The organism is Roseibium sp. AWQ4_254 (assembly GCF_056161025.1).
This window is the reverse complement of the sequence record NZ_JBSWYH010000062.1, coordinates 1-7,696: the sequence shown is the minus strand read 5'-3', so window position 1 is coordinate 7,696 and position 7,696 is coordinate 1. Positions and strand designations below refer to the sequence as shown.

7 protein-coding genes are annotated in these 7,696 nt (G+C 55.3%); all 7 read left to right on the top strand.

The annotated features are described in order from the left end of the window. The first annotated feature begins 53 nt into the window (after window positions 1-53). The 7 genes from ACXAIC_RS24430 (at window position 54) to ACXAIC_RS24400 (ending at window position 7,418) form a co-directional block, all read left to right on the top strand. Complete coding sequence (locus tag ACXAIC_RS24430; RefSeq protein ID WP_475186978.1) at window positions 54-683, top strand: LysE family translocator; 630 nt, start codon at window positions 54-56, stop codon at window positions 681-683. A gap of 361 nt (window positions 684-1,044) precedes the next feature. After that, window positions 1,045-1,953, top strand: coding sequence for a LysR family transcriptional regulator (locus tag ACXAIC_RS24425; RefSeq protein WP_475186976.1), 909 nt, complete (start codon window positions 1,045-1,047; stop codon window positions 1,951-1,953). Window positions 1,954-2,055: 102 nt separating this feature from the next. Beyond that, window positions 2,056-3,219, top strand: coding sequence for an ABC transporter substrate-binding protein (locus ACXAIC_RS24420; protein WP_475186973.1), 1,164 nt, complete (start codon window positions 2,056-2,058; stop codon window positions 3,217-3,219). A gap of 52 nt (window positions 3,220-3,271) precedes the next feature. Continuing rightward, on the top strand, window positions 3,272-4,267 hold the full coding sequence (locus tag ACXAIC_RS24415) for an ABC transporter ATP-binding protein (RefSeq protein ID WP_475186972.1): 996 nt from the start codon (window positions 3,272-3,274) through the stop codon (window positions 4,265-4,267). Further along, a complete protein-coding gene (locus ACXAIC_RS24410; protein ID WP_475186970.1) occupies window positions 4,260-5,183 on the top strand; it encodes an ABC transporter permease in 924 nt (307 codons plus the stop codon). Before ACXAIC_RS24415 ends, ACXAIC_RS24410 begins: the two co-directional genes overlap by 8 nt. After that, window positions 5,173-5,976 carry an ABC transporter permease gene (locus ACXAIC_RS24405; protein WP_475186968.1) on the top strand — a complete coding sequence of 268 codons (804 nt, stop codon included), beginning with the start codon at window positions 5,173-5,175 and terminating at the stop codon, window positions 5,974-5,976. The genes ACXAIC_RS24410 and ACXAIC_RS24405 overlap by 11 nt, the downstream gene beginning before the upstream one ends. A 17-nt stretch (window positions 5,977-5,993) precedes the next feature. Then, complete coding sequence (locus ACXAIC_RS24400; RefSeq protein WP_475186966.1) at window positions 5,994-7,418, top strand: gamma-aminobutyraldehyde dehydrogenase; 1,425 nt, start codon at window positions 5,994-5,996, stop codon at window positions 7,416-7,418. Window positions 7,419-7,696: the final 278 nt, after the last annotated feature.

The following is a 7,696-nucleotide window of genomic DNA, read 5'->3' as shown; positions in this document are numbered from 1 at the left end:
TCATTAAGGGCCCTTAAATGTCCATTTAATTAAGCGGACACTTAACGCACCAAATCGAAAAGCGGCAGGTCGGGTTCAACGGACGCTCACTTCTCTTCGTCACCGCGCTGATCCTGAACGCGGGCACACCTGGACCCAGCATTGCTGCGCTGGTGTCGCGTGTCATCACGCGTGGCTGGCACGACGTCGCGCCTTTCGTCGCGGCGATGTGGCTAGGCGAGTTGATCTGGTTAACGCTCGCGATGGCGGGGCTGTCGGCCCTAGCGGAGACCTTCCACACCGCGTTTGTTGTCCTCAAGTATTTGGGGGTGGCCTATCTGCTTTGGCTTGCATGGCGCATGTGGACCGAGCCGGCCGCAACTGGGGCCGATGCGGTACCCAATGCTTCATCGCGTTGGTCCATGTTCGCTGCCGGGATGGCCCTGACATTGGGCAATCCAAAGATAATGGTCTTCTATGTTGCGCTTCTGCCCACGCTTATCGACCTTTCGGGTGTGAGCATCGGCCTATGGGCAGTCGTGGCCTGCGTGACAGTCGCAAGCCTCGCCTTTGTCGACCTCGCTTGGATCGCTGTTGCCCACCACGCCCGGCGGTTCCTGAACACCTCGCGTGCGGTGAGGATGGCCAACCGCTTGGGTGCAGGTTGTCTTGGCGGGGCTGCGGCGGTGATCGCATCGCGCTAAAGGGCACGCAAGTAGACTATGCTGTAAGCCACCATTCAGACTTTGTGCAGCATCTCGCAATTTGGGTTCAGAACAGGCTTTCATCACGGATGACACGAACGGCCTCTTTGCGTCCCCTTTTCGGTCGTTGGCCCGCTTGAGGTCTCGTCCTGAAAACGGCTGCTGATTGCGCCGCTTGTGAAGATCTGTAAGGGCTTGCAACGGAGGCTCCCTGCGGGTTGAAAGAAGGTCTCCCGCCTGGAAGTTTCACCAAAATACTCAGTTCGTTTTTGTGCTGGATCTCTGATGCTAATTTGCAAAGCTGTTTGAAGAGCCTAATGTTTGATTCGATTGATCATTTGGCTCTTCTTGAGGCTTTGCCATGTCGTTTACGCTAAAACAAGCCCGCTACTTTGTTGGGGCCGCCGAGTTCGGTACGATTAGCCGGGCCGCAGTCGAGCTGTCTGTATCCCAAAGCGCGGTTACAGAAGCAATCAAGGATCTTGAGGCCCGCCTTGGTGTCAGACTCTTCGAACGGCGTAGACGCGGTATTGAACTCACCCATGACGGTCATGTGTTTCTTCGGCATGCGAAAGCCATTTTAACGGAAGTTTCGAACGCCGAGATCAACCTCAGTTCCCGGGAGAGTACCGTTTCCGGAGTGCTCAACCTGGGTGTTACATCCCTGACAGCCGGTTACGTGCTTTCTGAATTGTTGTCTCGGTTCCGCCGCGCTCAACCGAATATTGATACCCGGGCCATCGAAGACACGGGCGATTACCTGGAGCATCTTCTCGTTGGTGGCGAACTCGACATCGGCATCATGGTGGTTACAAATCTTCGAAACCATCATGCGCTCCATTCCGAAATCCTTGTTGTGTCGCCTTATCGGTTATGGCTACCGCTTGGGCATCGGCTGGGCACTAAGCAGAGCATTGCGGTTGAGGATCTTGCCGAGGAGCGGCTCATTCTGCTCGACGTGGATGAAATGCAGGCAGAGTCCATGCGCCTCCTTGATGTATTTGCCCAAAAACCGACCGTTGCGTTCAAGACACGCTCAGTTGAGGCCGTTCGGTCTTTGGTCGCCAGTGGCGCTGGCGTCGCACTGTTGCCCGATCTTGTATATCGGCCCTGGTCACTTGAAGGCGAGCGGATTGAGAGCCGAGACGTCTCCGGGCAGCTGCCAGTGGTCCAAGTGGGCCTGGTCTGGCGGCGCGGTGCAAGCATCTCAGGAACTACGCGGGCTTTCATTTCGGTAGCTCAGAGTTTTCACGCCCCTCGCCTACGTTGATATCGGAATTTCCGATACGATGTCATTGAATATTGAATTTGCCAATTCAAGCTGGCTGGCTCAATTTTTTCTGCAGCGCAGAAAAAGCCTCAGAGGGTGATCATGAAACAGTTACTGAAAACCACCGCAGTTGTAAGCGTATGTGCGTCCATCGCTGCGCCTTCTTTTGCTCAAGATATGGTGACGGAACTTGGCAAGGGCGAAGGCGAGCTGAATATCGTTGCCTGGCCCGGCTACATTGAACGCGGAGAGACGGTCGGCGATTTTGACTGGGTCACCAAGTTCGAAGAAACAACGGGCTGCATGGTCAAAGTCAAAACAGCCAATACATCTGATGAGATGGTCGCGTTAATGAACGAGGGCGGCTTTGACCTCGTTACTGCCTCCGGAGATGCCAGCCTCAGAATGGTTGCCGGCAAGCGGGTTCAACCGATCAACACGGCATTGATCCCGAGCTGGGACACCGTTGATGACCGTTTGAAAGAAGCACCTTGGCATTTCGTCAACGGCACCCATTACGGAGTACCGTATATGTGGGGTCCCAATATCTTGATGTATAACACCGAGGTGTTTGGTGACGCTCCACCAAAGTCATGGTCGGTGGTTTTTGAGGAGCAAAATCTGCCGGACGGCGAAACCAATATTGGACGTGTTCAAGCCTATGACGGCCCGATCCACATCGCCGATGCCGCCTTGTATCTGATGACACACAAGCCGGAACTCGGCATCGTATCGCCATATGAGCTGAATGCTGACCAATATGCAGCAGCACTTGATTTGCTGCGCGAGCAGCGCAAGCTCGTCAGCCGGTACTGGCACGATGCCTTTATCCAGATCGATGACTTCAAAAACGAGGGCATGGCCGCGTCAGGTTCATGGCCTTTCCAGCGCAACCTGCTTCAAGGTGACGGTGCGCCGATCGCCAGTGTCATTCCCGAAGAGGGCGTAACGGGTTGGGCGGACACGACAATGATGCATGTGGACAGTTCAAACCCGAATTGCGCCTATATGTGGATGGAGCACACTCTCAGCTCAAACCTAATGTCCGATCTTTCCGTCTGGTTCGGGGCCAACCCGGCCGTTCCGGCGGCCTGCAGCGACGGGCGCGGTATGCAAACAGCTGAGGGCTGTACAAAGAATGGTTTCGATGATTTCGAAAAAGTTAGCTTTTGGACGACACCTGTCACCCGTTGTGAAAGCCAGGATGAGTGTGTTCCGTATTACCGCTGGGTCTCAGACTACATTGGAGTGATTGGTGGCCGCTAGGCCAGATCAGGATTTAAGCAAAAATCGCATTCGCCAATCCGCGTTGGAAAATATGACACCAGCTGTATCTCTCCGATCCGTATCTCGTCATTTTGGCCAAGTCCGGGCAGTTGATGCGGTAAACCTGGACATCACGGAGGGCGAGTTTTTTGCTCTTCTCGGCCCCTCAGGCTCTGGCAAGACCACTTGTTTGCGCCTGATTGCCGGGTTTGAACAACCAACCAGTGGCGCCGTTGTGATCTTCGGCGAAGACGCGACCCGGGTTCCTCCTTATCGCCGCCCGGTGAACACCGTCTTTCAAGACTACGCCCTGTTCCCTCACCTGAATATCCTGGACAATGTTGCCTACGGATTGATGGTCCGCGGCGAGAAAAAAGCGGCACGGCATCAGGCGGCTGAGGAAGCCTTGTCGCTTGTTGCTCTCGGCGGCTTTGCGGGCCGGAAGCCGTCGGAACTTTCGGGCGGCCAGCGCCAACGTGTTGCGCTGGCACGCGCATTGGTGCTTCAGCCGAAAGTCTTGCTTCTTGATGAGCCATTGGGGGCGCTGGATCTCAAGCTCCGCGAGCAAATGCAGAGTGAGCTTAAAACGCTGCAACGCCGGCTCGGCATCACCTTCATATTTGTGACTCACGATCAAGGCGAAGCGCTCTCAATGGCCGACAGAGTGGCGGTTTTCGATCGGGGCCACATTCAACAGATCGGTGCGCCGCAGGATGTTTACGACCGGCCTGAAACGCCATTCGTGGCAGACTTTGTCGGTTCTTCCAACGTGCTTGCGCCTCACATGGTCAAGCATCTCGCCGGACAAAGCGCACCGGCAAGTTTGCGACCTGAGCAAATCCGATTGACCGATACCGGCGGCAAATTGACTGGCAAAGTCATCGGCTCAGCTTTTTTGGGAGTCGCCCACCGGATTGAGCTGGATGTCGGTGAAGCGCGTCTGTCCGTGCTGCTGCCCAAGACCGCAACCGTGCCGGATCTGGGCGCATCGGTGCAATTGACCTGGGATGACGGTGCGCTGCACGTGATGCGGGGTCAACATGTCTGAACCAGCGACGGTATCTTCGCGAATTTCGGATTCGCTCTGGCGGCGGCCGACGATCCTGTTGCTTTTGCTTGTGACGCCTCCGTTACTTTGGCTCGGCATCGTTTACCTTGGGTCACTCTTTGCGCTGCTTGCCCAGAGCTTTTTCTCGATCGACGAATTTACGGGTCTGGTGCGGTACGAGTTCACTCTAAAAACGTATGCTGAACTGTTTCGCGCGTCGAACTTCGACATTCTCGTCCGGACGATTGTCATGGCAAGCGCGGTGACAATCGCATCGGCGATCATAGCGTTTCCAATCGCATACTATGCTGCCCGCTATGCCAAGGGCCGTTGGAAGGCTGTTTTCTATCTCGGAATCATGTTGCCGCTTTGGTCGAGTTACCTCGTCAAAGTCTACTCGTGGAAGCTGATCCTTGCGAAAGAAGGCATCCTAAACTGGCTGTTCGATACTTTGCATTTGAGCTGGATCCTGCAGGCCTATCTGGCCATACCGGTTATCGGTGGCAACTCCCTGTCTGTCAGCTGGACCGGCACATTCCTGGTTTTTGTTTATGTCTGGTTGCCATTCATGATTCTGCCCGTTCAGGCTGCGCTGGAGCGGGTGCCGCCCAGCATGTTGGAAGCCTCCGGCGATCTTGGCGCCTCGCCCAGCCAAACGTTGCGCAATGTCATTCTCCCGCTTGCTTTGCCGGGCATTGTCGCAGGCTCGATCTTCACCTTTTCGCTCACCATGGGCGACTACATTATTCCGCAAATAGTCGGCACGTCGGCAAGGATGATCGGTCAGGCTGTGTATCAATTCCAGGGCACAGCCGGAAACATCCCGCTCGCCGCTGCTTTTGCCGTTGTGCCCATTTTAATGATGGGCATCTACCTGACACTTGCCAAACGCGCGGGGGCTTTCGATGCGCTCTAATGCCTCCCTTGGTTTGAAAATTGCTGCGACATGTGGGCTCTTGTTCCTGCATCTGCCCATCCTGCTCATTTTTGTCTACGCCTTCACCACCGAGGACAAGTCATATCAATGGCCGCCACCCGGTTTCACGCTTCAATGGTTTGGAGTCACTTGGAACCGTCCCGATGTCTGGGAGGCCTTGGGTTTGTCGCTCCGGGTCGCGGCAATTTCGACGGCTATTGCCATGGCTCTCGGTACGCTTTGTGCAGCAGCCGTCGCGCGGTTCAAGTTCTTCGGGCGAGAAACAATTTCGCTCCTGGTTATCCTACCGATCGCGCTGCCCGGCATAATTACAGGCATTTCCTTGCGGTCTGCCTTCAATATCGCTGACATTCCGTTCAACTTCTGGACAATTGTGCTAGGCCACGCGACTTTCTGCATCGTGGTTGTTTACAACAATGCCGTGGCCCGCTTCAGGCGAACTTCCGGTTCTCTCGTGGAAGCGTCTATGGATTTGGGTGCGACCTATTTTCAGACACTGCGCTTCATCATCATGCCAAATATTGCAACCGCGTTGCTTGCCGGTGGCATGCTTGCCTTCGCGCTTAGTTTTGACGAGGTCATCGTCACAACCTTCACAGCCGGGCAACAGCAGACGCTTCCGATCTGGATGCTGGAGGAACTTGTCAGGCCCCGGCAACGCCCCGTCACCAATGTGGTCGCGCTGCTGGTTGTTCTCGTCACTTTCATCCCCATTCTCGCCGCCTACTACCTGACACGCGGAACAGAGACGATTGCCGGTCAGGGTAAATAAAAAAGGGAGACATACCCATGCAAACGGAAATGCTGATTGGAAGCAAATTTGAAGCGGGAACGGAAACCGAAGAAACGGTTTTGAACCCACGGACCGGCGAAACCCTGTTAAAAATGCCAGAAGCGAACACCGACCAGATCAACCGCGCTGTGGCTGCCGCAAGGGCCGCTGCGCCAGCTTGGGCCAAAACCACACCGAGTGAACGGTCGGCTCTGTTGTTGAAGATCGCGGACGCTGTCGAAGCAGACCTGGAAAATCTGGCCCAATTGGAAGCGCTCAACTGCGGCAAGCCCATCAACGAAGTGCGCAACGAAGAAATTCCGGCCGTCGCGGATTGCTTCCGCTTTTTTGGCGGGGCTGTTCGTAACATGCACGGGCCCGTTGCGGGCAGCTACATGGCCGGTCACACCTCAATGATCCGACGCGATCCCATCGGTGTTGTCGCTTCTATTGCCCCTTGGAACTATCCGATCATGATGATGGCATGGAAATTGGCGCCCGCCCTTGCCGGAGGCAACACAGTGGTCATGAAGCCCTCAGAACAGACACCTCTTACGGCACTCGCTTTCGCGAAAATCTTAGCGGGCATTCTTCCCGACGGTGTCGTGAACGTGATTACCGGGCAAGGCGGGTCCGTTGGCAATGCGCTGGTGAACCATTCCGGGGTTGATATGATTTCAATTACCGGTGATGTCGCGACGGGCAAGAAGGTGCTGATGGCCGCGTCAAAGGGCGTGAAACGCACCCATTTGGAGCTAGGTGGCAAAGCGCCGGTGATTGTGTATGGCGACGCAGACCTTGCCCGCACAGTCGAAGGTCTCAAGGCTTTCGGCTACTATAATGCAGGTCAGGATTGCACGGCGGCCTGCCGTGTCTATGCACATGCATCCATCTACGACAAATTTGTTGCCGATTTAACGTCGGCCGCCGCAAGCATCGTCTTCAACAACGATGACGACGGCCAAAATGAAATCCCCCCGCTGATTTCCTCCCGCCAAAGGGACCGTGTGGCAAGCTTTGTGGAACGGGCCGCTGAACAGTCCCATATCGAGATCACAACTGGTGGCGGGGTTGTTGACGGCGGCGGTTTTTACTTCCAGCCAACGGTGGTGGCAGGTGCGACCCAATCTGATGAAATTGTGCAACGTGAAGTCTTTGGTCCGGTGGTTTCAGTCACCCGTTTTGGCGATGACGATCCGGTGCTTGATTGGGCCAACGACAGCCCCTACGGCCTTGCCTCATCTGTCTGGACAAAGGACATAGGCAAAGCCATGGAAGCTTCGGCGGCTCTTCAATATGGCTGCACATGGGTGAATACGCACTTTATGTTGGTCAATGAAATGCCTCACGGTGGCCTCAAACAGTCCGGCTACGGTAAGGATATGTCGATGTATGCTTTGGAGGACTATACTGCTGTGCGCCATATCATGATCGCGCATTAAGCGCTTCGCATCGGCGAAAGCGGGAATGAGACAAGGTGTTCGTCGGAACTTGATTTATTTTCGGCCGACGCGTTCATTGTCGTAAATTTCCGCCTTTTCTTGCCCAAAATTCCGACACGACCGCTTTGAATCGAACGCGATCGCGCATGTGGTCAAGGCTTGCTGATTGGAATGCGGGCCTTCGGCTTTAGAGCGTTTCCCGCTTACTCCGGCTCATATCCTGCGGCAGCGAAGTAGTTTCTTGCCTCTGAGGGCGTGACTGCGTCTATCGCAGACGC